The 2,382-nt window shown below is 70.6% G+C and carries 2 protein-coding genes; both read right to left on the bottom strand.

Annotated features, from left to right (window positions below; all coding sequences use genetic code 11):
• Positions 1 to 114: 114 nt before the first annotated feature.
• Positions 115 to 1,035 (bottom strand): carbohydrate ABC transporter permease, encoded by a 921-nt coding sequence (locus HMPREF3159_RS11105; RefSeq protein ID WP_083305923.1) that lies wholly within the window; start codon positions 1,033 to 1,035, stop codon positions 115 to 117.
• Positions 1,035 to 2,382, bottom strand: a 1,348-nt coding sequence (gene ngcE / locus HMPREF3159_RS11100) for an N-acetylglucosamine/diacetylchitobiose ABC transporter substrate-binding protein (protein ID WP_070501083.1), incomplete at its 5' end; no start/stop codon positions are given. The genes ngcE and HMPREF3159_RS11105, both read right to left, overlap by 1 nt.

Genomic DNA, 2,382 nt, shown 5'->3' with positions numbered 1-2,382 from the left:
GCCCGGCGGGCTCGCCCGCCGGCCGGTCGTCGAGCGCGGGGCTCGCCGGCGCGGAGCTGACCTCGGCGCGAGGCTGCGCCGGTGTGGACGAGGAGGTCGCGGGGGAGGGGGCCATCAGTACTCGAGCTCCTCGCGCTTGGTGAGGCGGAAAGTGACCAGGGCCAGCGCCACGGAGGCGAGCATCATCACGGTGCCCATCGCCGAGGCGTAGCCGAACTGGGAGTTGAAGGAGAACGCGGTGCGGTAGAGGTAGGTCGACATGACGTCGGCCCCCGAGTCCGCCGCCGTACCGGTCATCGACATCACGGCGACCAGCGCGTACGAGTCCAGGGTGCCGATCGCCAGATAGATCAGCGCGGTCTGGGCGTGGGACCAGATCAGCGGCAGGGTCACGTGCGCGAAGCTGCGCAGCCTACCCGCCCCGTCCAGCGACGCCGCCTCGTACAGCTCCTGCGGCACCCCGCTCATCGCCGAGAGGAACAGGACCATGTAGAAGCCGACCGAGGACCACACCGCCGCCAGCGCGATCGCGAGCAGGATCGTGCGCGGGTTCCCGAGCGGGCCGTTCGGCACGACCGCGAGGATGTCGGTGCCCACCAGGCGCAGCAGGCCGTCCAGCAGCCCGCCGCGGGAGGCGTAGATGTAGCTGAACATGATGCCGATGATCACCACCGGCACCACCTGCGGGAAGAAGAACAGCACCCGGTAGGCGCCCGCCCCGCGGACGGCCCGGAGCGTGCCCGAGCCGCCGCGGGTGATCAGCGTGGCGAGCAGCAGCGCGAGCCCGAGGGTGACCACCGGGATGATCACCAGCAGCACCGCGTTGTGCGACACCGCCCTCCACCACGCCCCGTCCCTCGCCATCCGCACGTAGTTGTCCAGCCCGACGTACTCGAGCGTGGGGGTAAAGCCCGTCCAGTTCGTGAACGAGATCTGCACCCCCTGCGCGAAGCTCGACAGGACGAACACCGAGTACAGGACCAGACCGGGCGTGATGAAGGTGAGGATCAGCCACCACCTGCCGCGCAGATGCATCAGCGGGTCTGCTTCGCGATCGCGTCGTCACCGGCGACCTGGTCCGCCGCCTTCTGGCAGCGGGTGAGGAAGCCGTCGACATCGAGGTCGTCCAGCAGCAGCGCGATCAGCGCGGCGCGGGTCTCCTCCGCCATCGCCGGGTACCAGGTCGGGTACTTCACGACCTGCCAGGGCTCGACCGCGTTGGAGCGCTCGATCATCTCGGTGAGCGTCGTGAACGGGTCGCTGAGCTGCTGGTCGTCGTGCGCGCCGGCGACCATGGTCACGCTGTTGGACAGCTCCGCGTAGTTCCGCGCCGACTCCTTCGACAGCAGCGCGCGCAGCAGCTCGAGGGCGGCGGGCTTGTTCGCGGCGCCCTCGGGCACGAACCAGCCGGCGCCCGGGTTGTTCGGGGTGAGATCGGCGAGGGCCGGGTCCGGGGAGGGCAGCGCCGCGGCGGTCATGCGGAAGCCCTCGGGGATCGCGGACTTCATCTCGTTCTCGAGCCAGGCGCCGACGGGGATGAACACCGCCTCGTGGTTCAGCCACGCGGTCTGCGACTGGACGTGGGTCATCTGGGCGACGCCGGGGAGGATCAGCTCGTCGGTGCGCAGCTGGAGCAGCGCCTCGGCGGCCTCGCGTACGGCGTCCTGCTGCCAGGCGCCGTCCTCGAGATTGTCGATGTTCTTCCAGCCCTCCTGCCCGCCGATCTTCGCGACCAGGGGCTGGAGGATGCCTTCGTCGGGATAGTTCGCGTGCTGGCCGGTGAAGGCGAACGGGAAGATCCCGTCGGCCTTGATCTCGGCGCAGAGCGACATCAGCTCGTCCCAGGTGGTCGGCGCCGCCCAGCCCTTCTCCTCGAGGAGGGCGGCGTCGTGCCAGAGCGCCCAGGCGTACTGGACGGTGTTCAGCCCGACGAGGGTGCCGTCGACGGTGCCCGCCTCGCGCACGCCCGGGTTCAGGGACTCCTCCACGGTGATCTCGGGGTCGTCCCAGCTGGGCGCGGCCATGAGGTCCTCGAGCGAGGCGAGCTGGCCGTTCGCGGTCAGCGAGGTGATGTCCAGGGCGCCGGCACCGGAGTTCTGGAAGAGATCCGGGGGAGTGCCGTTCACGAACTGGGGCTGGAGGGTGCTGAGGTCCTCTGTGCGCACGATGTCGGCTTCGAGCTCGGGGTGCTTCTCCTCGAGCAGCTGCTCGGTGAGGTCCAGGTAGGGCACCCCGCCGCCGCCGTCGAAGACGAAGGCCTTCAGCTCGCCGCCGGCGACGCCGAAGGGGTTCTCGGGGCTGGTCTCCGCGGCCCCGGCGGAGCCGCCGTCGGAGCCGCCCGCGTCGGCGCCCGGAGCGCCGGAGGTCGCGCAGGCGGAGAGG

Source organism: Brachybacterium sp. HMSC06H03, assembly GCF_001807385.1.
GTDB lineage: Bacteria > Actinomycetota > Actinomycetes > Actinomycetales > Dermabacteraceae > Brachybacterium > Brachybacterium conglomeratum.
The sequence above is the reverse complement of the archived record's forward strand: the minus strand, read 5'-3'. Positions and strand labels throughout refer to the sequence as shown.